The sequence below is a fragment of the Amnibacterium setariae genome (assembly GCF_003581425.1).
Lineage (GTDB): Bacteria > Actinomycetota > Actinomycetes > Actinomycetales > Microbacteriaceae > Amnibacterium > Amnibacterium setariae.
Genome location: NZ_QXTG01000002.1, coordinates 1,229,375 through 1,250,444, shown reverse-complemented (window position 1 = coordinate 1,250,444; position 21,070 = coordinate 1,229,375). Strand labels below are relative to the sequence as shown.

Here is a 21,070-nt window from a genome sequence, read left to right as displayed (position 1 = left end):
ATCCGCGGCGCCCCCGGCCCCGGGGACGACCGGTTGCCGCGGCCCCGCGGGAGCGGCACACTCGCGGCGTGCACGAGCGGTCGTCCTCCGGGCTCGAGGACCGCCGCGACCGCCTCGCCCGCGTGTACGGGCGGAACCCGGACCCGGCGGTGATCGCCGCGCTGACGGCCGAGGCGGCGCAGGAGGACCGGTCGATCGCGCCGGATCCGGAGCCGGCCGTCGCGATCCCGTCGCGCCCTCGTCGGCGCGGACGGCTCCTCGTCCCGCTGCTCGTCGGCGGCCTCGCCCTCGCCGCCCTGGGCGTCGGCATCGTCGCTGCGCGCAGCGGCCCCGCGCCGACGACCGCGGCGCCGAGCCCGTCCGCGGAGCCGCGCGCGGTGGAGGCGCGGCTCACGGTCCCAGGGGATCCGGCGGGCTGTCACCTCGAGTTCTTCGTCGCCCTCGCGCACCCCACCCCGGCCGGCCTGGCGCAGCTCGCCCGGCTCGAGGCCTTCGTCCGCACGCACGACTGGACCGCCGACGTGCCGTCGGCAGGCGGCGAGCCGTCGTCGCTCGAGCAGGCGCGTCGGGCCGAGCAGGTGCTGTCCGGCGGGCTGGACGAGTTCGGGGCGAGCCGGGCCGGCAGCCGCTGGGAGCAGCGGATCACCAGGACCAGCACGACGGCGTTCTGCTCGGCGCCCCGGTCAGCGGGCGGCTGATCCGACCGCCTGCGCGATCACCGCGAGCGTGCCCGCGGTGTCCTCGTGGAGGTGCGCGTGCAGGCCCAGCCGTCGCGCCGACTCGACGTTCTCGTCGACGTCGTCGATGAACAGCACCTCGTGCGGCCGGGCGTCCATCTGCGCGAGCGCGATCGCGAACGCCCGCCCATCCGGCTTGCTCACGCCGATCTCGTGGCTGTACAGGATCGGGTCGAACAGGCTCGCGAAGCCGAACCGCCGCTCCTCCTCCTCGCGGGCGCCGTCGCCCGAGTTGGAGAGGATCGCCAGCCCGACCGCGCCGCGCAGCGAGCGCAGCGCCGCGAGCAGCTCCGCGTTCACGACGCCGCAGTACTCGTCCCAGAAGTCCCCGACCAGCTCGGCGGTCTGCGCCGGCGTCGCGCCGAGCGCCGCGCCGTAGCCGGACCAGAACCGGTCCGCGACGCCCGTCGCGACGCGCGTGTCCGGCAGGTTCGCGGACTCGAGCCGCCGGTCGTACTCCTGCTCGGTCAGCCCGAGGCGCTCGGCCCAGCGCGCCCGGAAGCGCAGCGGCCACGCGGCGTCGTCGACGAGCTCGAGCACGCCGCCGACGTCGAGCAGCAGCCAGCGGACGGCCGGGCCGGGCGCTCGGTCCGGGGTCACTCGACCGTGTCGCCCGGGTCCTCCGGCGCCGCCTCCGTGGCGGGCAGCCGGTCGCGGAGGCGGTCGGCCATGCCGCTCGCGCCCTCGTCCTCGTGGTCGTTCACGACCTGCTCGATGAGCCCCGAGAGCTGCTCGTCCTTCGTCGCATCCTCGGCGCCGTCCATGATCGGGCCGTCCTGGGTCGGCTGGTCCTCGGTCGCATCGCTCATGGGGCGACGCTACGGGCGGGCCCTGGGCGTTCCGCCCGTGTCACCGCTCCACGACGGTGAGGTCGACCGGGTCCGCCGAGAAGACGACCCGCTCGCCGTCCTGCTCGAGCAGGGTGTGGAGCGGGACGGCGGCCGTGCCGCCCGGGCCCGGCCCGACGAGGACGTCGTCGTCCTGCAGCGGTGTCGCGGCCAGCCAGGCCGGCAGGGTGTCGCCGGGCCGACGGAGGCGGACGAAGTCGGCGGCGCGGCGGAAGAGCTTCGGCCAGACGAGCGCGCCGTCCGGGCCGATCGCCGCCGCGTCGGCGACGGAGAACGACGCCGACGAGTCCCGCGCCCAGACGCCGAGCCGGGCGGCACGGGCCGTCCGGGCGGCTTCCCGGAACGCGTCGCGGAGGGCGGTGTCCGTCGAGCTGTAGAGCATCGGGTACGCCGTCCCGGTCGAGGCGGCCCAGGCGTTCACGGACGACGCCAGCAGCGCGGGCGTCAGCTCGATCCACCGCCCGGCCGAGGGCGCCAGCGCGTCCGCGGCCCCGCCCGCGAGCACCACGGCGACAGGGCGCCCGTTGATCTCGACGAGCCGGGCGAGGACCGCGATCCGCACCTGCTCGGGCGTCGCGGCGGCGATCGTCGTGCCGTCGGCGGCGACCTCGACGGCCGTGAAGCCGAGGCGCTCGAGCAGCCGGTCGCGCGCTGCCGCGCCGAGCGGCTGCGCAGCGTCCTGGTAGTGCAGCTCGGGAGCGTCGACGCCGTCGAAGCGCAGCTGCACGCTGCCGTCCGCGGACACCCGCGCCCGGTCGCCGTGGTCCAGCAGCCGCAGGAGCGCGGGGTCGTCGGGCGCGAACCGCACGGAGTCGCCGTCGGGCTCCTTGCCGACCACGACCGCGCGTCCGGTGATCACGAGATGCGACGACCCGCTCATGCGCCCCCTCCGCCTCCGGCAGTCTCGCGCGCCCGGCCGACAGCGCGCGGAGCGTGGACGTCGGCGCCGCAGGTCGAGCAGCACCTCGGCCGGGTCCGCCGGGTCGAACCGCACCCGCACCTGGTCACCGACGCGGGGGACCGCCGTCCTCGGCACGACGGACCGGGTCGTGCGCGTGACGACGGCGCCGCCGGCCGTCGTGATCCGCACCGTGAGCGCGACCACCGGGTCGTCGCCCGCGGCACCCGTCGTCAGCGCGGCCAGCAGGGCGACGACGAGGCCGATCGCTCGGCGGCGGCGGTCGGACCCGGTCGAGGCGGGTGCGGGCGTGCTCACGGCTCGGGACTCCGGCGACGGCCGCTGCTCGGCGGCGAGCCGTCGGAACCCCGGGGCAGGATCGTCGCGTGATCACCGCGGAGTACACGATGCCCGGCCTGCACGTGACCGACCACGAGGTCGCGGTGCCGCTCGACTGGTCCGCTCCCGACGACGGCCCGTCGATCACCCTCTTCGCGCGGGAGCTGACGGCCGCGCACCGCTCGCACGAGGACCTGCCGCTCGTCCTCTTCCTCCAGGGCGGGCCCGGCGGCGCCTCGCCGCGCCCCGTCGACGCGTCGAGCTGGATCGGCGTGCTGCTCGAGCGCCACCGGGTCGTGCTGCTCGACCAGCGGGGGACCGGACGCAGCTCACGGGTGGACGCGGCGCGCATGGCGGGCTTCGGCAGCGCGGAGGAGGGCGCGGACTTCCTCGCCCGGTTCCGCGCGGACTCGATCGTCCGGGACGCGGAGCACCTCCGGAAGACCGTGTACGGCGGTCGGCGGTGGACGACGTTCGGCCAGAGCTACGGCGGCTGGATCACGCTCGAGTACCTGTCCGCGGCGCCCGAGGGCCTCGCGGCGTCGATGATCACGGGCGGCCTGCCGTCGTTGCACCCCGACGCCGCCGACCTGTACCGCCGCACGTACCCGCGCGCGCTCGCGAAGAACCGGCGGTTCGAGCAGCGCTACCCGGGCGACGCCGCGGTGATCGCCCGCATCGCGGACCTCCTCGCCGCGGAGGACGTCCGCCTGCCCGACGGCGACCGCCTCACCGTGCGGCGGCTGCAGTTCGCGGGCGGCGCCCGGTTCGGGATGCAGCACGGGTTCGAGGAGCTGCACTGGCTGCTCGACACGGCGTTCGGGAGCGGCGGCCGGCTCTCCGACGCCTTCCTCGAGGCGGTGCAGACCGCGACGTCGTTCGCGGAGAACCCGCTCTGGGCGGCCCTGCAGGAGGCGGCGGAGTACACGGACGACACCTCCGGCGCCACCCGCTGGGCGGTGCGGACCGAGCACGAGCGGCACCCCGAGTTCGCGGAGACCGCGCGGCCGCTGCGGTTCACCGGCGAGATGTTCTACCCGTGGATGTTCGAGGAGATCCGCCTGCTGCGGCCGTTCGGTCCCGCCGTCCACGTGCTGCAGGAGCGCGCCGACTGGCCCGCGCGGTACGACCACGCGCGCCTCGCGGCCAACGAGGTGCCGGTCGTCGCCGCCGTCTACTTCGACGACCTCTACGTGGACGCGGACCTGCAGCTGCAGACGGCGGGCGAGATCGCGAACCTGACGACCTGGGTCACGGACGAGTGGGAGCACGACGGCATCCGCGCGAGCGGCGGCGAGGTCGTGCGGCACCTCCAGCGGATGCTCGACGACCGCGGCGGCCCCCGGCGCTAGCGGCCCAGCTGCGCGATCTCCACCTCGGCGAGCAGGGCGAGGTCGCGCAGCAGGCCGACGTCGACCTCGTCCGCGGACCGCGGCTCGGCGTCGTAGAGGCAGAAGGCGCCGATCCGGTGGCCGTCGACCGACTCGATCGGGTACGCCGCGAAGAAGCGGATGGGCCGGGTGCCGTGCAGCAGCGGGTTCTCGGCGAGCTCCGGGTGCGCCCAGGCGTCCTCCACGACCACGGCGTCCCGCGAGGCGATCGCGAGGTTGCAGAGCGCGAGGCGGCGCGGCAGCTCCATCGCCCGCACCCCGCCGGAGACCGCGAGCGCGACCGCGCGCTCGTCCTCGAGCACGTTGATCGAGACCAGGTCGGTGTCGAACGCCTGCTGCGCGCCGCGGACGAGCCGGAGCAGCTCGGGGGAGACGGCCCGGTCGAGCAGATCCAGCTCCCGCAGCGCCTTCAGCCGGCCGGGTTCGTCGGTCGGCCGCGGGCTCGGTGGCCGGGGCCGGTCGGTGGCGACGGCCGCCGCGGCGAAGGTGGCGGCGAGCCGGTCCGCCCCGTCCCTGGCGTCGCGCGGCACGGTGATGCGCTCCACCGAGGCCGGGTCCTCGCCGCCGCGCCGGACCGACGGGCGGCCCGTGGCCGGGTCGAAGGTGACCACGAGCACTCGGCTGAGCGCGGCGATGCGCTCGAGCACCGCCGCGACGAGGCGGGGCACGCCGGTGAGGCGTACGCGGGACCCCGAGCCGCCGGCGGCCGCGGCGAGCATGATGACCACCGCGTCGTACCGCCACAGCCGCCAGGAGGTCGCGGAGCCGCGGATCGCCTGCAGCACGGGCCGCAGCTCCCACAGCACGTCGAGGTCGATCCCGCGGCGCAGCCGCAGCCAGGTGCGGTCCGCGAGGTGCTCCGCGAACCAGCGCGCGTCCGACTCCGGCCGGGTCGGCCCGACCACGGCACGGCCGCCGATGAGCAGCGCGCGGAACGGGTCCGGCCCCGTGCGGTGCAGCCGGCTGATGGTGAAGCCGCCGCGGCGCACCTCCCGGAGCTCCCCGACGGGAGCGGGCGACGGCGCGGACACTCCCGCATCCTGGCGGGTCCGGCTGAGGATCGAGCAGCGGCCCCTCCGAACGCTCATGCGCTCGACTTCGCGGATCCGCACTTCCTTCGCGGATCCGCAGATCCAGCCCGACACGCCGTGCGCGCGTATGACGCGACCGGCGTGTCGGGTCGGAACTGCGGATCCGCGAGATCGACCCGTGAGGAATGTCATGGCACGGTCGTGACAGCGGGCCGAGGCACCGGCGGCGCTCGCGCGGGAACCTCGAGCCATGACCGCTGCACCGCCCATCCGGCTCACCGGGCTCGTCAAGCGCTTCGGGCCGCTCACCGCCGTCGACGGCGTCGACCTCACCATCGAGCGCGGCGAGGTGGTCGCCCTGCTCGGCCCGAACGGCGCCGGCAAGTCGACGTCGATCGACCTCGCGCTCGGCCTCGCCCGCCCCTCCGGCGGCACCGCGGAGCTGTTCGGCGGCGCCCCGCGCGACGCGGTCGTCGCCGGCCGCGTCGGCGCGATGCTGCAGGGCGGTGCGCTCCTGCCCACCACCACGGTCGCGGAGAGCGTCGCGCTCGTCGCCGCGGCGCACCGCCACCCCCTGCCGGTCGCCGAGGCCCTCGAGCGCGCCGGCGTCACCGCCTTCGCGAAGCAGAAGGTCGGCCGGCTCTCCGGCGGCCAGCTGCAGCGGGCCCGGTTCGCGGTCGCGATCGTCTCCGACCCGGAGCTGCTGATCCTCGACGAGCCGACCGCCGCGATGGACGTGGAGGGGCGTCGCGCCTTCTGGGCCTCGATGCGGGAGCTCACCGGAACCGGCCGCACCGTCGTCTTCGCGACCCACTACCTCGAGGAGGCCGACGCCTCCGCCGACCGGGTCGTCATGATGCGTCGCGGCCGGGTCGTCGCCGACGGCACCCCCGCCGAGGTGAAGGCCGTCGTGGCGGGCCGGACCCTCGCCTTCGCGCTCCGCCGGCCGGTCGACGGCTTCGACGACCGCCTCCGGGCGCTGCCCGCCGTGCAGCTCGTCGACGCCCGCGCCGACCGGCTGCGCATCGCGACCACCGATTCCGACGCCGTGCTCCGGCTCGTGCTCGCGGAGCGGGCCGACGCCCACGACGTCGAGGTCGCCGCCCGCACGATGGACGACGCGTTCCTCGCCCTGACCACCGCACCCGCCGAGGAGTCCCGATGAACCCCCGCTACGTCCTGCTCGAAGCGGGCCGCCAGCTGCGCAACGTGCGCTCGCTCGTCTTCACCTTCGTGGTGCCGATCGCGATGCTGCTGATCTTCGGCACCGCGTACGGCGCGAACGGTGCGATCGACCACGCGCTCCGCCTGCCGTGGGTCGTCGAGACGACCGTCCAGATGGGCGGGTACGGCGCGATGATGGCCGGGCTGTCCCAGGCCTTCGCGATCGTCAACGAGCGCGCGATCGGCTGGAACCGCCAGCTGCGCCTCACCCCGCTCACCGGGCTCGTCTACCTCGCCTCGAAGATCGTCGCCGCGCTGCTGATCGCGGCCGTCGCGATCACCGCGGTGGTGCTCGTGTCCGTGCTCGCCCTCCACGCGCACCTCGGTGCGGCCGCCTGGTTCGCGGCGGGGGCGGGGCTGTGGATCGGCATCGTGCCCTTCGCGCTCATCGCGATCCTGATCGGCCAGTTCGCGCCCCCGGACTTCGCGCAGCCGCTGTTCATGGTGACGTTCCTCGGCCTGTCGATCCTCGGCGGCCTGTGGGTGCCGCTCTCGATCCTGCCCGCCTGGATGTCGGACGTGGCCCGCGCGATGCCCTCGTACTGGCTCAACCGGCTGGGTCAGCTCGGCGCGGCCGGGTCGTGGGACGTGCTCGCGCCGATCGCGGTGCTGGCGGCCTGGACCGTGGTGCTCGCCGCCCTCATCACGTGGCGGTACCGGCGCGACGCGGCCCGCGCCTGACCGTCGCTACGGTGACGCTCGTGACGGACGTGACGCGCACGGCGCCGCTGATGGGCGCGGCGAGGGGCGACCTGGGCCTGCTCGACCGGCTGGTCCACCGCGGCGCCTGGCGCTGGTACGCCGGCGGCTCGGTGGGCCTGATCTACCAGGTGTTCGAGGTCGTCGGCGTCTGGTCCGCGCCAGGCGCCTCGACGCGGGAGCGCGTGGTCGCGACGGTCGCGCTGGCCGTCTACTACGCCTGCTACCTGCTCGTCCCGCCGCTGGTCTGGCCGGAGCGGGAGGAGGTGCGCGTCGGTGCGACGCTCGGCCTGCTCGCCCTCTCGGCGGCGCTGTTCCCCTTCGTCGGCGAGGCGGCGATGTGGACCTGGATCCTGGTGCTCTCCGTCGCGGCGTTCACCTGGTCGTCGCAGGCGGCCGGGCTCGTGCTCGTCGGGGTCGTCACCGCGCTGGCCCTCGGTCTCGCCGCCCTCCTCGGGTTCCCGGACTCGATCGGCGCGACGTGGTGGATCACCGCGAGCGTCGGCACCCTCATGGTCGCCTTCGGGCACCAGGTCCGGCAGACCGTGCGGCTGCGGGCGGCGAACGACGAGATCGCCCGGCTCGCGGTCGACGAGGAGCGGGCCCGCTTCGCCCGCGACCTCCACGACTCGCTCGGCCACTCGCTCACGGTCGTCGCGGTGAAGTCGGAGCTGGCGGGCAAGCTCGCCGAGCGCGACCCCGCCGCCGCGCACGCCGAGATGGCGGACGTCGAGCGCCTCGCGCGGGAGGCGCTCGCGGATCTGCGGCAGGCGGTCGCCGGGTTCCGCTCCGTGACGCTCGAGGGCGAGCTCGCGGTCGCCGGCACGGCGCTCGCGGCCGGCGGCGTCGCGCTCGACGTCCCGTCGCCCGCCTCGGTCGTGCGGCCCGAGCTGCGGTCCGTCGCCGCGTGGGCGGTGCGGGAGGGCGTCACCAACGTGCTGCGGCACGCCTCCGCCACGACGTGCACGATCGCCCTGTCGCGGAACGGCGTGCGCATCCGCGACGACGGGGCGGCCCCGGCGGCGGCGGCGACGGCGGGCGGGTCGGGGCTGCGGGGCCTCGCCGAGCGCGCTGCCGCGGTCGGCGCCCGACTCGACGCGGGGGCGCGACCCGGCGGCGGGTTCGAGCTGCGGGTGCAGCGGTGATCCGCCTGCTGGTCGCGGACGACCAGGCGCTCGTCCGCGGGGCGCTCGCGACGCTGCTCGACCTGGAGGAGGACCTCGAGGTCGTCGCGCAGGTCGGTCGCGGCGACGAGGTCGTCGACGCGGCGCGAGCGGCCCGGGCCGACGTCGCGCTGCTCGACGTCGAGATGCCGGGGCTCGACGGCATCGCCGCGGCGCGCGAGCTCGCGGCGCGGCACCCGGCCTGCCGCAGCCTCATCGTCACGACGTTCGGCCGCCCGGGCTACCTGCGGCTCGCGCTCGAGGCGGGCGCCTCCGGCTTCGTGGTGAAGGACACGCCCTCCGCCCGGCTCGCCGCGGTCGTCCGCCGCGTCGCCGCGGGGGAGCGGGTCGTCGACCCGGACCTCGCCGCGGAGTCGCTCGCCGTCGGTCCCTCGCCCCTCAGCCCGCGCGAGCGGGACGTGCTGCTCGCCTTCCGCGACGACGGCACGGCGCTCGCGGTGGCCGGGCGCCTGCACCTCTCCGAGGGCACGGTGCGCAACCACCTCTCCGCCGGCATCGGCAAGACGGGCGCCCGCAACGCGGCGGAGGCGGTCCGCATCGCCGCGGAGCGCGGCTGGCTGCTCGCCTGAGCGGCGGTGCGGCGCGGTCCGCCGACCGGGGCGCCCGTACTGTGCAGCGGTGGTCTCGACGGCGCTGGTGATGCTGCACGCCTTCGTGCCGGCGCTGTTCGCGGGGTTCGTGCTGGCGTGCGTCGGCGCCGGCCTGCTCCTGGTCCGGGCGGGGGACCGGGCTCGCCGGGCGCTCCAGGTGCTCGCCGTGCTCGGCGGGGTCGCGGTGCTCGCGCTGACGCTCACGCCGTCCTCCGCGGAGCCGGCGCCCGCGTTCTGCGCGATCCAGTGGGAACCGTTCTCGCCCGGGGTGACGGGCCTTGCGAACATGGTCCTGTTCGTCCCGCTCGCGTACTTCGGCGGCCTCGCGACGCGGCGTCCGCTGCTCGTCGTCCTCGGTGCCGTCGCCCTCTCCGCGAGCATCGAGGTGGTGCAGGGCGCCGTGGTGCCGCTCGGACGCGCGTGCGACACCGACGACCTCTGGAGCAACGCGGTCGGGGCGGCAGCGGGAGGCGTGCTGGCCGCGCTCGCGCTCCTCGTCGCCCTGCCACTCCGCCGGTCCGGTCCGCAGGCGGTCGCGGGCGGGGCCTGAGCGGCTGCTCAGCGGAGCGGGTCGGAGCGCCCGTCAGCGGCCGCCGTCGGCCGCGTCCTCGCGCGCTCGGCGCGGCCTCGACGCCGAGGCGGGGACCACGGCCGTCGCGAGCACGAACGACCGCGCGAAGTGCGCCGACAGGCGGCCGCCGGTGATGAAGGCGGCCTGCTGCCCGCTCAGGCGGCGGAGCCGCCAGGTCTCGGCGCCGTCGTCGGTCAGCGTCAGCAGGGCGATCTCGCTGAGCACCGCATCCGCCTCGTGCGGGTCGAGCGCGCAGGCGAGCAGGTGCTCACGGCCCATCCGCGCCGCCGGCGACTGCGCCCCCTCCGGCACGGCGACCTCCGCGACGAGCTTCGGCAGGTCCCGCCGGTCGCACGCCCGCTCCCAGGAGCGCAGGAATTCGTGCAGCGGCGTCACGGCGGCCTCCCTCGGCGGTCGGGCCCTCAGGGTCGCACCTCGGTGGCCGGATCGCGAGGGCCCGCCTACGGTTCCCGTGTGACCCCCGCCGTCCGTCTCCTCCGCTCGACCGACCTGCGGCACGCCGAGTACGCCGACGCCGCGGCCGTCGCGGAGGGGAGCGAGCTGCTGCTGCTCGCCGGGGTCTGCCCGCTCGAGGACGACGGGACGACGACGGCGCCGGGCGACCTCGTCGCGCAGACGCGGCGCGCGCTCGAGAACCTCGATCGGGTGCTCGCGGCGTGCGAGGCGGCGCGGACCGACCTCGCGTTCCTCCGGATCCTCGTCGCCTCGAGCCGGCGGGACGACCTCGGCGCCGCGTGGGCGGTCGTGCGGGAGCGCCTCGGCGACCTCGAGGTGCCCGCGACCCTGGTCGGCGTGACCGTGCTCGGCTACGCGGACCAGCTCGTCGAGATCGAGGCGACGGCGGCGCGCCCCGCTGGAGGCGCCCGATGACGGCCGGGACGGTGTCGGCGCAGACGCTGACGGAGGAGGACCGGCGCACGGTCGCCGCGTGGGCCGCGGACTGCGCGGAGCGGGTCCTGCCCGTGTTCGAGGCGGAGGCGCCGGGCGTGGGGGTGCCGCGCGAGGCGATCGAGCGCGCGCGGGCCTTCGCCCGCGGCGAGCTCGACGCCGCCGGGGAGATCCGCCGCCGGTTCGTCGCCGGCCGCGCCGCGCACCGGGCGACGACGCCGGCGGGCGCCGCGGCCGCGCGCGCCGCCGCGCAGGCCGCCGCCGTCGCCCACATGGGCGCGCACGCGCTCGGCGCCGCCGCGTACGCGTCGCGGGCTGCCGCGCTCGCCCACCCGCACGACGCGGAAGCGCGGGACCGCGAGGTGCAGCGGCAGGCGGCCGCGATGACGGCCGCCGTGCGCACGGCGCTCGCGCGCCTCCCGCGTCTCGGCGACGACCCGTCCGGCCCGCTCGGGCCCGGGCTGCTCGCCTCCGGCGATCTCGGTGCCGCGATCCGCCTGCTCCAGGCGGTGGTCGCTCAGCGCTGAGCGGCCACGACCTCCGCAGCAGTCGTGTCCTGCACGATCGGCTCGCGCCCGGGCAGCCAGGGGGAGGGCTCGGGGTCGCGGTGCCGGCGGCCCTTCACGACGAGGACGACGACGCCGATCGCGACGGCCGCGAACGACGCCCAGTCGTTGGCGGGCACGCCGAGGAAGGCGTCGCTGGTCGGGTCGATGCGGATCGCCTCGAGCCAGCTGCGGCCGAGGCCGTACCAGACGAGGTAGACGCCGATCGCCCGGCCCCGCTGGAGTCGGAAGCGCCGCTCCAGCAGCAGGATGATGCCGATCCCGATCAGGTTCCAGACGATCTCGTAGAGGAACAGCGGGTGGAACAGGGTTCCCGGCGCGACGCCGGCCGGCAGGTGCGGGTCGCCGGCGGGGATCTCGAGGCCCCACGGCAGGGTCGTCGGCAGCCCGAAGAGCTCGTGGTTGAACCAGTTGCCGAGCCGCCCGATCGCCTGCGCGAGCAGCATGCCCGGCGCCATCGCGTCGACGAACGCCCAGAACCGCAGCCCGGCGCGACGGCACCCGATCCAGATGCCGAGCGCGCCGCCGAGCATCGAGCCGTAGATCGCGTTCCCGCCGTCCCAGATCGCGAGCACGTTCCACAGGTCCGCGCCCGCGAAGAAGTAGTCGCCGGTGTGCGTGAGCACGTGGTAGATCCGGGCGACGAAGATCCCGAGGGGCACGACCCAGATCGCCACGTCGAGCACGATCCCGCGCGGCACGCCGCGCCGCGCGAGGCGCTGCTGCGTCACGAGGATCGCCGCGACGATGCCGGCGAGGATGCAGAGCGCGTACGTGTGGACGGTCAGCGGGCCGAGGTGCAGCTCCGCCCACGCCGTCGGCGGGCTGGGGATGGCGGCGGGAACGGGCACGGTCCTCCTTCGACGTCCGCGGCGGACCGTCCGAGTCTGGCCCGGCCCGGCGCCTCCGCGCGGCGCCCGGCCGCGCCGTTCAGCGTGCGAGCAGGGACACCGAGAACGGCTCGAGGCCGTCCACGCTCACCCGCAGGGTGCCGCCCGTCGGCGTCAGCGGCACGGCGCTCGGGCGCCCGCACGGTGCGCTGAGGGTGACGAGGCCGTCCCACGCCGCGCGCCAGGTCCCGTCCCCGGTCGGGCAGTCGACGAGCAGGAGGAACGCCTCCGCCGGGACGCCGGTCGGGAGGTACTGCGATCCGCGAGCGGGTCCTGCGGCGGCCACGACCCGCGCGCCCTTCCAGTCGGGCGGGAGGGCGGACCCGGTCGGCGCGGTTGCGGTCGCCGACGGCACGGCCGCTGCGGCGGCCGTCGCGAGCGGCCGCGCCGTGGCCGACGGCTGCGTCGCGGGCGGTGCCTGCCGCGCGAGCACCGCGGTGAGGGCTCCCGTCGCCAGCAGGACGACGAGACCGAGGCCGCCCAGCAGCGGCAGCGGGTGGCGCGGGACCGTGCGCGGCCGCGCGCCCGCGTCCATCCCCGGGTGCGCGCCGCCGGCCGGGGCCCCGGTGCGCATCCGCTGGAACGCGGCGACCTCCTCGGCGCCCGCGCCGGGCCGGTACAGGGCCCGTCGCGCCGCCTCCAGCGCGTCCGGCTGGTCCTGCGGCTCGACGGGCACGGGCGCACGGTAGCGCTGCCGGATCCGGGGCAGGCGCACAGGATCCGGCGGAGGGGCGCGACGCGCCGCGAGGGAACGGCCGCGATCGGCGGAGCGGGCCTGCCGCCGTACGGCGTACGGCGCGGGACGGGACGCTCCCGACGGGTGCGTACGGTCACGGCGTGGGAGCGATCACGGCGCGGCGTGCGCGGGACCGATCGGGGTCCGTCGCCGGGGCACGGAGCGGGCACCGCCTCGTCGGACCGGCGGCCGTGCTGCTCGCGGCGGCGCTGTGGGGGACGGTCGGGCCGGCGCAGGTGCTCGCGGGGCCCGCCGCCGATCCGGGCGCGCTCGGCGTCGGCCGGCTCCTGGTGGGCGGCGCGGTCCTGGCGCTCCTCGGCCTCCGCACGGGCGGCTGGGGCGTGCTGCTCCGTCGCGGCGTGCGCGGCTGGGTGGCGCTCGCCGCGATCGCGACGGGGGTCTACCAGGTGGCGTTCGCCCACGCGGTGCACGAGCTCGGCGCAGCGCTCGGCACGGCGATCGCGCTCGGCGTCGCCCCCGTCGCGACGGGGCTGTGCGCGCGGCTCTGGACGGGGGAGCGCATCGCCGTCGGCTGGGTGCTCGCGACCGCGGCGGCGATCGCCGGCAGCGCGCTCGTCCTCGTCCCCGCCGGGCCGCGCAGCGCCTCGACGGCCGGGGTGCTCGTCGCGCTCGTCGCCGGCGCCTGCTACGGCGTCTACACGGTCGCCGCGAAGCGGTTCCTCGACGCGGGGGCGCCGGCCCTGCCCGCGACCGCCGCGAGCCTGCTCGTGGCCGGCGTCCTCCTGTCGCCGCTGCTCGTCGCGCACCCCGACGGGCTGCTCGACGGGCCGACGGTGCTGCAGATCGCGTGGACCGGGCTCGCGGGGACCGCCGCCGCCTACGCCGCGTTCGTCTTCGGGCTGCGGCGCTCGAGCGCGTCCGCGGTCGGCACGCTCAGCCTCGCGGAGCCCGCTCTCGCCGCGGTGCTCGGCGTCGCCGTCCTCGGCGAGCGCCTCGCCCCGGTCGCGCTGCTCGGGATGCTCCTGCTGCTCGCCGCGCTCGCACTCGTGGTCCTGGTCCCGCGCCGGGCCGCCGAGTGAGGCGCGAGCGCGAGCCGGCGCGGGTTCAGCGGCCCGCCGGCCGGGTGCGGAGCGCGTCGATCGTCAGGTCGGCGAACCGACGAGCCGCCCGGTCGACCCGCGCCGCCGGGCCGGCGGGGAGACCCCGGCCGGCCTGCAGCAGGAGGACGAGATCGCCGACGGCGACGTCGGAGCGGAGCGCGCCCTCCCGTTTCGCCCGGACCGCCAGGCCGTCGAGGAGCCCGAGCAGCTCCCGGCGGTGCGCGAGCAGCCCCGGCGGCGGAGGCGCCGACGCGAGCAGCGCATCGACGAAGCCGCGGTTGCGGACGGACAGGGCGACCAGCGCGCGGATCGTCGTGGTGAGCCCGCGCCACGCGTCGGGATCGCCGCAGCCGTCCTCGACGATCCGGCGGCAGGCGAGCATCTCGGCCGCGAACGCCTCGTCGACGAGCGCGTCCCGGGTCGGGAACCGCCGGTAGAGGGTCGCGGGGCCCACCTCCGCCCGCCGCGCGACCTCCCGCATCCCGACCTCGAGCCCGCGCTCCCCGAACAGCGCGCGGGTTGCTGCGACGATCCGGTCCCGGTTCTCGCGCGCGTCGGACCGCATCCGAGGCACCGTCGCGGCCATCGCTCCCACTTCCGTCAAGCGGACGCAGGCGTCCACTACCGTCCCCGCAGTATCGACCAGACGGAGGTGGCGCAGTGCGCGCAGCGGTGATCGAGCGGTTCGGCGACCCGGACGGGCTGGTCGTGCGGGAGGTGCCGGATCCGGTCGCCGGACCCGGGCAGGTCGTGATCCGGACCGAGGCGATCGGCGTCGGCGGCGTGGACGCGATGATCCGCCGCGGCATGCTCGGCTCCGCGTACCCGCAGGGGATGGTGCCCGGCAGCGAGGTCGCCGGCGCCGTGGAGACCGTCGGCGCGGGCGTCGACCTGGGCTGGATCGGCCGGCGGGTGTGGGCGTTCACGGGCACGAGCGGCGGCTACGCCGAGCTCGCGGTCGCGGGTGTGGCCGACGTCGTCGCCCTGCCCGCGGAGACCGGCTCGGCCGATGCGGTCGCGCTCGGCAGCGCGGGCGTGGTCGCGCACTTCGCGCTCGCGCACGCCCGGTTCACCGCGGGGGAGTCGGTGCTCGTCCGCGGCGCGGCGGGCAGCATCGGCGTCGCGACCGTCGAGCTCGCCGTGCACGGCGGCGCGAGCGCGGTCGCCGTGACGACGTCGTCGGCGGCGCGCGGGGCGCGGCTCCGGGCCCACGGCGCGACGCACGTGCTCGACCGGGACGGGTCCGGGGATCCCTCCGCCCCCGCCGAGTTCGACGTCGTGATCGACGTCGTCGGCGGGGCCGCGATGCCCGCCTTCCTCGAGCGTCTCGCGTCGAACGGCCGGCTCGTGCTCGTCGGCGCGGTCGGCGGGTACCCGCCGCCGGACTTCGGCGCGGCGCTGCTGCGGGACTTCCAGCGGTCGCGGTCCTTCGCGAGCTTCAGCCTCGCGACGGTGCCCGTCGCGGATCGCGACCGGGTCCGCGCCGAGCAGCTCGCCGCGGCCGGTCGGGGCGGTGCGCCGACCCCGGTCGTGGAGGCGGTGCTCCCGCTCGGGTCCGCCGCGGAGGCGCACCGGCGGATGGACGCCGGAGACCTGTTCGGCCGCTTCGTGCTCGATCCCGCCCTCGGGTGAGCCCGGTGCGCGGCGGAGACGCACCGGGTGCGCACACACGACGCTCTCGGCATCGCGGGTGAGACTCGATCCCTCGCCTCCCGCGCGGCAGGTCCGCGACGGCCGGGGCGGAGGTGCAGGAGCGGGGTCGTGAGCGCGCACGGCCTCGCGGTACGAGCAAGGAGCTCACGAGCCGTGAACATCGCCGATCTGGTGACCGCCCGTCCGCCCGAGCACCGGAACGTCGGCATCCGGTACGACGACCGGCTCCATCTGGTCACGGACGCGAAGAAGATCTACCTCGAGCTGGGCGTCCCGTGCGAGCTGCACGACCTGTCGATCACCTACTCGGTGCCGAAGCACGCGGCCAGCTGGTACGCGGGCGCCTTCGAGCGCCTGACGGGGCACCCGGCGTTCAACGAGTGGGACGAGCCTCCGGCGCGGCGCCGGGCGAGCTGAAGCGGGCTACCGGAGCGGCCGGCGAGCAGCCACCGCGGCGCGGACGCCGCTCGCGTAGGCCTCCGGCTGCTCCCACGCGGCGAAGTGGCCGCCGTGCGCGTGCTCCGTCCACCCGCGCACGTCGAACAGCCGCTCCGCGAACGACCGCGGCGCGTTCACGAGGTCGCGCGGGAAGACCGTGAAGACGGTCGGGATCGCGACGCGGTCCTCCGGCTTCCTGCTCGGCACGGCGTACGGGGTGATCGCGGTGCCGATGCTGCCGGTGAACCAGTAGGCGGAGATCCACGTCAGCAGCTCGTCGTCCGAGAACACCGCAGCGAGGTCGCCGCCGTGGTCCGTCCACCGGTCGAGCTTCTCGCCGATCCAGGCCAGCAGCCCGGCGGGGGAGTCGCCGAGCCCGACCGCGAGCGTGAGCGGCCGCGTCGACTGCTCATGCATGTAGGCGCCCTCCGCCGCCTGCCACGCGTGCCCGCGCTCGACGTACGCGCGCTCCTCCGCCGTGAGGTCCTCGGGCAGCCCGTGGAGGAAGTGGTACTGCGACACGTCCGTGAAGTGCAGCGCCGCCACCCGGCTGCGGTCGTGCAGCAGGACGCCCTCGGCGACGTCGGTGCCGACGTCGCCGGCGGAGAGGACCGCGCCCTCGGGCGCGAGCTCGGCCAGGGCCTCGGCGAGCAGCGCGCCCGCCTCCGCGGCGCCGACGCCCCCGGAGGGCACCGGCGCCGCGAAGGGGAAGCCGGGCAGGGCGGGGACGATGACGTCGAGGTCCCGCAGCAGCGGTGCGACGCGGTCGAACCGGAGCACGGAGTCGGGCCAGCCGTGCAGCAGCACGACCGTCGGGGCACCGGGGACGCGGTGGTGCACGACGCGGATCGGGCCGCGGGACGTCTCGACGAGGCGCCACGGCAGGTCGCGGACGCGCTGCTCGTGCGCACGCCAGTCGTAGTCGTCCCGCCAGCGCTGCACGAGCCGCGCGATCCACTCCGGCGCAGTGCCGTCGAGGTCGTGCCCGCGGGCGGTCTCGACCTGCCGGAACCGTGCGAGCCGGTCGCGCAGGTCGGCGATCGCGGCGTCCGTGACGGCGGGCGGGGAGGCGGAGACGGGATCGCTCACGCGAGCAGGCTAGGAGGGGCGGCCGACGTCCGCAGCGGCGCGTCGCCCGCCCCTCCTGCGGCGTCAGCCGACGGCGACGACGCGCTGCGACTCGCGCTCCGCCTTCGTGTTCAGCACCCCGGCGCGCGAGCCCGCGAGCTTCGCGCGGAAGTGCTCGTCGCCGGTGACGGGGGAGTAGAGCGCCGGGTGCGACTCGTCGACGAACGGGTCGAGCGGGCCGAACAGCGCCTCCGGGTCGCCGTCGAAGAAGAACGCGGCGGAGCGGCGGCGCTGGATCGTCCCGCCCACGATCGGCGGCTTCACGCGGTGCAGGGTGGACGGCCATCGCTCGTTCGTGAGCCGGGTCGTGAGGTCGCCGAGGTTGACGAGCAGGGCGCCCTCCACCGGGATCACGTCGTTCCAGACGCCGTCGTGCAGCACCTGCAGGCCCTTGACCCGGTCCGCCCAGAGGATCGTGACGATCCCGTAGTCGGTGTGCTCGCCCATGCCGATCATGTCCTCGTCGAGCTGGACCGCGGTCCCCTCGGGCAGGGCGTAGTTGTTCATGCGGAGCACCTCGATCGGGTGCGTCGCCTGCCGGGCGAGGAGGCCGGCGGGCAGGCGGAGGGCGTCCTCGAAGATGCGGCACATCGTGCGGGCGACGCGCGCGGCCTCGGTCCGCCATGCGTCGATGCGCTCCTGGAAGCCCGCGACCTCCGGCCACGTGTTCGCGGCGTAGTGCTCGGCCAGCAGCGCCTCGCCGGGGTGGTCGGCGGCCTCCGCGCCGACGTTGAAGGCCTCGAAGAAGTCCTTCATGCGCGTCTCGGACTGCACGCCGAGGCTGAGCGCGAGGCTCTCCGACTTCGGCGGCGTGTACCCGCGGTTCTCGCCCGCCGGGCGGCGCCACCGCTTCTTCGACTCGAGCGGCAGCCCGAACAGGTCGTCGACGGCGGAGGCGAGCCCGTCGGCGGTCGCGCCCGGGACGCCGTGGCCGACGATCTGGACGAAGCCGAAGGCGCTGCACGCGGCGTCCATCGCGGCGGCGACGGCGGCGCGGTCGGCCTCGACGCCGTCGCGCACGTACGCGCTGATGTCGACGACGGGAACGGTGAACTCGGTCATGGGGTCTCCTTGCGGGTCGATCGGGACTGATCGCCGGAGGTGTCCGCTTTCCCGACCCCGGAGGGCCTCGCTGTCCGTTGAACTCGGCGCCTCGACGCTACCGAGCACGTGTTGCAGGCGTGTGAACGCCGCCCGGGCGGTGTCGGTCCCCGCACCGGTCCGTCGGTTCCGGCACCCGATCCGCGCGGATCCGGCTGCCGGGACGGACGGAGGCTGCCGGAGCCGACGGGGAGGTCAGCGGTGCTGCACCCACACGTTCGGCTCGACGAGCACCCCGACGTCCGCGTCCCGGTCCACCACGAGCGGCGCGGGCGCGTCCGGAACGACGTACGGCCCGGAAGCGGGCAGCGCGAGCCCGCTCCATGCCTCCCAGTCGGCGACCGACGCGCGGAGCGTCTGCGACGCCGGTGCCGTCGCGATGATCCGACCGCCGATGCGCACGTGGGTGCGGAGCCAGGGGTCGAGGGGCAGGCCGTCGGGACGTGCCCACCGCGTGAAGGCGTCGATGTCGGCGAGCGGGTACCGCCCCTTCAGCGTCGGTCGCACGGGGACCAGCACGTGGGCGAGGTGCGCCGCGGCCGGGAGGTCCCGCATCGCCTCGAGCAGCCGCCCCGCCAGGCCGCTGCGCGCTCGCTCGGGAAGGACCACGGCCGCGCAGACGACGAGCGCCGTCGGTCGGGCGCCCTGCTCGTGACCCTCCACCGCCCGACGGAGCGACTCGGTGTACCCGGACGGCAGGTCGTCCACCGCGCCGGACCACGCCAGCGGCACGCCCCATGCGGACGCGACCGGTCCGTCGTCGTCCTCGAGGACGACGTGGAGCTCGGGGAACCAGCGGCGCACCCGGTCCCACCAGACGTCCGAGTCGGGATCGCCGTGGATCAGCCACGGCGGGAACGCCTCCTCGCCGATCGCGCGCCGGAAGGCTTCGGAGCGCTCGCGGGCGTCGTAGCGCTCGACGTGGAGGACCATGGCTCGATCCTGTCCGTACCGGCGGAGGTGCGGCGCTCAGCGACGCCGTTCGCCGGCGGGCCAGGCTGGAGGCATGACCCTGCGGTTCGACGGCGTCCTGTTCTTCCCGGTCACCCCGTTCGGCGACGACGGCGAGGTCGCGCCCGCCGTGCTGCGGGAGCACGTCGCGGCGGGCGTCGCGCACGGCGCCGGCGGCGTCTTCGCCGGCTGCGGCACGGGGGAGTTCCACGCGCTGACGCTCGAGGAGTGCGTCGCCGTCACGCGGATCGCGGTCGAGGCGGCGGGCGGCGCGGTCCCCGTCGTGACCGGCGTCGGCGGCTCGGTGACCCAGGCCGCGCGGCTCGCCGCCCGGGCCGCGGACGAGGGCGCGGACGCCGTCCTGCTGCTGCCGCCCTCCCTCGTCACCGGCCCGGCGAGCGGGCTGGAGCGCTACGTCGAGGCCGTCGCCGGTGCGAGCCCGCTGCCCGTCGTCGTCTACAACCGCGGCACCGCCCTGTACCCGCCGGCCCTCATGCGCCGCCTCGCCGCGGACCCGCGGATCATCGGCTTCAAGGACGGCGCCGGGGACGTCGCGCGGGTCCAGGAGATCGTCGCCGTCGTCCGCGAGGTCCGCGACGACTTCGCCTTCTTCAACGGGCTCCTCACCGCGGAGGCGAGCCAGGCGGCGTACCGCGGCATCGGCGTCCCGCTCTACTCGTCCGCGGCGTTCGCGATGGCGCCCGAGATCGCGACGGCGTACTACGACGCGTACGTCGCGGAGGACGAGGAGCGGCGGCTGCGCGTGCTCCGCGAGTTCTACCTGCCGCTCGTCGCGCTCCGCGACGAGACGCCGGGCTTCGGCGTCTCGCTCGTGAAGGCGGGCCTGCGGCTGCAGGGCGTGCCCGTCGGCGCGGTCCGGCCGCCCCTCGTCGACCCCGACCCGCGACAGGAGGAGCAGCTGGCGCAGATCCTCGCGCGCGGCCGCGAGCTCGCCGCCGAGCTCGCGTGACCGCCGCCTGGGCGTCGCCGACCGACTCGTCGGCGACGATCGCGGACCTCGCCGTCCGGCCGGTCGTCGTGCCGCTGGCCCGCTCGTGGGGGTCCGACGTGCCCGCCGTCACCTACCTCGAGACCACCGTCACGGACAGCGACGGCGCGACCGGCACCGGGTTCGCGTGGACGCCGTCGATCGGCGCGGCCAGCGTCGCCGCGATGCTGCGGCACGACGTCCGCGCCTTCGCGCTCGGCCGCGGCGTCGACCCGGTCGCGCTGTGGGAGCCGCTCTGGCGGCACCTGCACGAGGCGGGCTCGAGCGGCGTCACCACGATCGCCATGGCCGGGCTCGACCTCGCGCTCTGGGACCTCGCCGGTCGTCGGGCGGACCGCCCGCTGGCCGCGCTGCTCGGCGCACCCGTCGCCCCCTCCTCGCCCGTGTACGGCAGCGGCGTGAACCTCCACGTCGACCTCGAGGCGCTCGTCGAGCAGGCCCGGTCGTGGGTCGACCGCGGCTTCCCGGCCGTGAAGATCAAGGTCGGGTCGCCGGACCTCGCCCGCGACCTCGAGCGCGTCGCGGCCGTCCGCGAGGTCGTCGGCGACCGGCCGCTCATGATCGACGCGAACCAGCGCTGGAACCTCGACCGCGCGACCGCCGCCCTCGACGCCCTCGCCGCGTTCGACCCGGCCTGGATCGAGGAGCCGCTGCGCGCCGACGACCTGGCCGGGCACGTCGCGCTCGCGGCGCGCACCCCGGTCCCGATCGCGTGCGGCGAGAACCTCGGCACCCGGCATCGATTCGCCGAGTTCGCCCGGTCCGGCGCCGTCCGCACGCTGCAGCCGAACCAGGTCCGCATCGGCGGGATCACGCCGCTCGCCGCGATCGACGCCGTGTGCGCGGAAGCGGGGGTCGACGTCGCCCTGCACCTGCTGCCCGAGCTGAGCGCCCAGGTCGCTCCCGCCCTGCGGCATCCCACGCCGGTGGAGGTGGTCGACGGCGCCGAGCTCGCCCACCTCGGCGTGCTCGCCGGCCCGTCGCCCGTCCGGGTCGCGGGCGGCCGGGTCCTCCACGAGCCGCACGCGGGCCTCGGCATCGCCTTCGCCTGAGCGCGCTCAGTCAGCTCGCAGGCCCGGCGTGGCGGCGCGGGGAGACTCGGTCCCGCGCGACGGA

At 76.4% G+C, this 21,070-nt stretch carries 25 protein-coding genes; 14 read left to right on the top strand and 11 right to left on the bottom strand.

The window, feature by feature from the left end:
* The first annotated feature begins 68 nt into the window (after positions 1 to 68).
* On the top strand, positions 69 to 698 hold the full coding sequence (locus D1781_RS14045) for a flagellar biosynthesis protein FlhF (RefSeq protein ID WP_119482847.1): 630 nt from the start codon (positions 69 to 71) through the stop codon (positions 696 to 698).
* On the opposite strand, the gene D1781_RS14040 is transcribed toward D1781_RS14045, so the two are convergent.
* The 3 genes from D1781_RS14040 to D1781_RS14030 are packed head-to-tail and all read right to left on the bottom strand — an operon-like array spanning position 684 to position 2,801.
* Positions 684 to 1,337: an HAD-IA family hydrolase gene (locus D1781_RS14040; RefSeq protein WP_233551353.1), complete on the bottom strand. Its 654-nt coding sequence runs from the start codon at positions 1,335 to 1,337 to the stop codon at positions 684 to 686. The genes D1781_RS14045 and D1781_RS14040 overlap by 15 nt on opposite strands.
* A complete protein-coding gene (locus D1781_RS14035; protein ID WP_119482846.1) occupies positions 1,334 to 1,546 on the bottom strand; it encodes a hypothetical protein in 213 nt (70 codons plus the stop codon). Before D1781_RS14035 ends, D1781_RS14040 begins: the two co-directional genes overlap by 4 nt.
* A 40-nt stretch (positions 1,547 to 1,586) precedes the next feature.
* Positions 1,587 to 2,801 carry a nuclease gene (locus D1781_RS14030; protein ID WP_119482845.1) on the bottom strand — a complete coding sequence of 405 codons (1,215 nt, stop codon included), beginning with the start codon at positions 2,799 to 2,801 and terminating at the stop codon, positions 1,587 to 1,589.
* Between the two features lie 68 nt (positions 2,802 to 2,869).
* Between D1781_RS14030 and D1781_RS14025 the strand changes: the two genes are divergently transcribed.
* Complete coding sequence (locus D1781_RS14025) at positions 2,870 to 4,174, top strand: alpha/beta fold hydrolase (protein WP_233551352.1); 1,305 nt, start codon at positions 2,870 to 2,872, stop codon at positions 4,172 to 4,174.
* On the opposite strand, the gene D1781_RS14020 is transcribed toward D1781_RS14025, so the two are convergent.
* Positions 4,171 to 5,244 carry a GAF domain-containing protein gene (locus D1781_RS14020; protein WP_119482844.1) on the bottom strand — a complete coding sequence of 358 codons (1,074 nt, stop codon included), beginning with the start codon at positions 5,242 to 5,244 and terminating at the stop codon, positions 4,171 to 4,173. The two genes, D1781_RS14025 and D1781_RS14020, sit on opposite strands and share 4 nt — an antisense overlap.
* Before the next feature lie 250 nt (positions 5,245 to 5,494).
* On the opposite strand from D1781_RS14020, the gene D1781_RS14015 reads away from it, so the two are divergent.
* The 5 genes from D1781_RS14015 to D1781_RS13995 are packed head-to-tail and all read left to right on the top strand — an operon-like array spanning position 5,495 to position 9,491.
* Entirely contained in the window at positions 5,495 to 6,409 is a 915-nt protein-coding gene (locus tag D1781_RS14015; protein ID WP_119482843.1) for an ABC transporter ATP-binding protein, read from the top strand.
* On the top strand, positions 6,406 to 7,149 hold the full coding sequence (locus D1781_RS14010; RefSeq protein ID WP_119482842.1) for an ABC transporter permease: 744 nt from the start codon (positions 6,406 to 6,408) through the stop codon (positions 7,147 to 7,149). Before D1781_RS14015 ends, D1781_RS14010 begins: the two co-directional genes overlap by 4 nt.
* 20 nt (positions 7,150 to 7,169) lie before the next feature.
* Entirely contained in the window at positions 7,170 to 8,312 is a 1,143-nt protein-coding gene (locus D1781_RS14005; protein ID WP_147392106.1) for a sensor histidine kinase, read from the top strand.
* Entirely contained in the window at positions 8,309 to 8,920 is a 612-nt protein-coding gene (locus D1781_RS14000) for a response regulator transcription factor (protein ID WP_119482840.1), read from the top strand. The genes D1781_RS14005 and D1781_RS14000 overlap by 4 nt, the downstream gene beginning before the upstream one ends.
* A gap of 49 nt (positions 8,921 to 8,969) precedes the next feature.
* Complete coding sequence (locus D1781_RS13995; RefSeq protein WP_119482839.1) at positions 8,970 to 9,491, top strand: VanZ family protein; 522 nt, start codon at positions 8,970 to 8,972, stop codon at positions 9,489 to 9,491.
* Positions 9,492 to 9,524: 33 nt separating this feature from the next.
* Here the strand turns inward: D1781_RS13995 and D1781_RS13990 are convergent, their stop codons facing one another.
* Positions 9,525 to 9,908, bottom strand: a complete 384-nt coding sequence (locus tag D1781_RS13990; RefSeq protein ID WP_119482838.1) for a hypothetical protein — start codon at positions 9,906 to 9,908, stop codon at positions 9,525 to 9,527.
* 78 nt (positions 9,909 to 9,986) lie between these two features.
* Between D1781_RS13990 and D1781_RS13985 the strand changes: the two genes are divergently transcribed.
* Both D1781_RS13985 and D1781_RS13980 read left to right on the top strand, forming a co-directional pair.
* Positions 9,987 to 10,403, top strand: coding sequence for a RidA family protein (locus D1781_RS13985; RefSeq protein ID WP_119482837.1), 417 nt, complete (start codon positions 9,987 to 9,989; stop codon positions 10,401 to 10,403).
* Complete coding sequence (locus D1781_RS13980) at positions 10,400 to 10,948, top strand: putative immunity protein (RefSeq protein WP_119482836.1); 549 nt, start codon at positions 10,400 to 10,402, stop codon at positions 10,946 to 10,948. Before D1781_RS13985 ends, D1781_RS13980 begins: the two co-directional genes overlap by 4 nt.
* On the opposite strand, the gene lgt is transcribed toward D1781_RS13980, so the two are convergent.
* A complete protein-coding gene (lgt, locus tag D1781_RS13975) occupies positions 10,939 to 11,838 on the bottom strand; it encodes a prolipoprotein diacylglyceryl transferase (protein ID WP_119482835.1) in 900 nt (299 codons plus the stop codon). The two genes, D1781_RS13980 and lgt, sit on opposite strands and share 10 nt — an antisense overlap.
* 79 nt (positions 11,839 to 11,917) lie before the next feature.
* Positions 11,918 to 12,553, bottom strand: coding sequence for a hypothetical protein (locus D1781_RS13970; RefSeq protein ID WP_147392105.1), 636 nt, complete (start codon positions 12,551 to 12,553; stop codon positions 11,918 to 11,920).
* A 161-nt stretch (positions 12,554 to 12,714) separates the two neighbouring features.
* Here D1781_RS13970 and D1781_RS13965 point away from each other — a divergent pair, with 161 nt between their 5' ends.
* The gene (locus D1781_RS13965; protein ID WP_119482833.1) at positions 12,715 to 13,653 is read left to right on the top strand and encodes a DMT family transporter; all 939 of its coding nucleotides are present in this window, start codon (positions 12,715 to 12,717) and stop codon (positions 13,651 to 13,653) included.
* A gap of 25 nt (positions 13,654 to 13,678) precedes the next feature.
* On the opposite strand, the gene D1781_RS13960 is transcribed toward D1781_RS13965, so the two are convergent.
* Positions 13,679 to 14,239 carry a TetR/AcrR family transcriptional regulator gene (locus D1781_RS13960; RefSeq protein ID WP_233551351.1) on the bottom strand — a complete coding sequence of 187 codons (561 nt, stop codon included), beginning with the start codon at positions 14,237 to 14,239 and terminating at the stop codon, positions 13,679 to 13,681.
* 95 nt (positions 14,240 to 14,334) lie between these two features.
* Here D1781_RS13960 and D1781_RS13955 point away from each other — a divergent pair, with 95 nt between their 5' ends.
* Together D1781_RS13955 and D1781_RS13950 are read left to right on the top strand one after the other, a co-directional pair.
* Positions 14,335 to 15,306 carry a zinc-binding dehydrogenase gene (locus D1781_RS13955; protein ID WP_119482831.1) on the top strand — a complete coding sequence of 324 codons (972 nt, stop codon included), beginning with the start codon at positions 14,335 to 14,337 and terminating at the stop codon, positions 15,304 to 15,306.
* A gap of 174 nt (positions 15,307 to 15,480) precedes the next feature.
* Positions 15,481 to 15,744, top strand: coding sequence for a hypothetical protein (locus D1781_RS13950; protein ID WP_119482830.1), 264 nt, complete (start codon positions 15,481 to 15,483; stop codon positions 15,742 to 15,744).
* Between the two features lie 6 nt (positions 15,745 to 15,750).
* On the opposite strand, the gene D1781_RS13945 is transcribed toward D1781_RS13950, so the two are convergent.
* The 3 genes from D1781_RS13945 to D1781_RS13935 form a co-directional block, all read right to left on the bottom strand.
* Positions 15,751 to 16,854, bottom strand: coding sequence for an epoxide hydrolase N-terminal domain-containing protein (locus D1781_RS13945; RefSeq protein ID WP_119482829.1), 1,104 nt, complete (start codon positions 16,852 to 16,854; stop codon positions 15,751 to 15,753).
* Positions 16,855 to 16,917: 63 nt separating this feature from the next.
* Complete coding sequence (locus D1781_RS13940; RefSeq protein ID WP_119482828.1) at positions 16,918 to 17,955, bottom strand: isopenicillin N synthase family dioxygenase; 1,038 nt, start codon at positions 17,953 to 17,955, stop codon at positions 16,918 to 16,920.
* Between the two features lie 234 nt (positions 17,956 to 18,189).
* Positions 18,190 to 18,927 carry a hypothetical protein gene (locus tag D1781_RS13935; RefSeq protein ID WP_119482827.1) on the bottom strand — a complete coding sequence of 246 codons (738 nt, stop codon included), beginning with the start codon at positions 18,925 to 18,927 and terminating at the stop codon, positions 18,190 to 18,192.
* A 79-nt stretch (positions 18,928 to 19,006) separates the two neighbouring features.
* Here D1781_RS13935 and D1781_RS13930 point away from each other — a divergent pair, with 79 nt between their 5' ends.
* Complete coding sequence (locus D1781_RS13930; RefSeq protein WP_119483351.1) at positions 19,007 to 19,915, top strand: 5-dehydro-4-deoxyglucarate dehydratase; 909 nt, start codon at positions 19,007 to 19,009, stop codon at positions 19,913 to 19,915.
* Complete coding sequence (locus D1781_RS13925; RefSeq protein ID WP_233551350.1) at positions 19,912 to 21,006, top strand: mandelate racemase/muconate lactonizing enzyme family protein; 1,095 nt, start codon at positions 19,912 to 19,914, stop codon at positions 21,004 to 21,006. The genes D1781_RS13930 and D1781_RS13925 overlap by 4 nt, the downstream gene beginning before the upstream one ends.
* Positions 21,007 to 21,070: the final 64 nt, after the last annotated feature.